Here is a 326-nt window from a genome sequence, read left to right as displayed (position 1 = left end):
TGATGCGGTAGAGGAGCGTTCTGTAAGCCTGTGAAGGTGAGTTGAGAAGCTTGCTGGAGGTATCAGAAGTGCGAATGCTGACATGAGTAACGACAATGGGTGTGAAAAACACCCACGCCGAAAGACCAAGGTTTCCTGCGCAACGTTAATCGACGCAGGGTTAGTCGGTCCCTAAGGCGAGGCTGAAAAGCGTAGTCGATGGAAAACAGGTTAATATTCCTGTACTTCTGGTTATTGCGATGGAGGGACGGAGAAGGCTAGGCCAGCTTGGCGTTGGTTGTCCAAGTTTAAGGTGGTAGGCTGGAATCTTAGGTAAATCCGGGATT

Annotated in this window: 1 rRNA gene; it reads left to right on the top strand. The window is 50.0% G+C overall.

Going from position 1 to position 326, the window contains the following annotated elements:
* Positions 1-326: ribosomal RNA gene (locus NQL71_RS29750) — 23S ribosomal RNA — on the top strand; the annotation flags it as partial.

The organism is Pseudomonas serbica (genome assembly GCF_028823535.1).
GTDB lineage: Bacteria > Pseudomonadota > Gammaproteobacteria > Pseudomonadales > Pseudomonadaceae > Aquipseudomonas > Aquipseudomonas serbica.
This window is presented reverse-complemented; position numbering and strand designations above follow the sequence as displayed.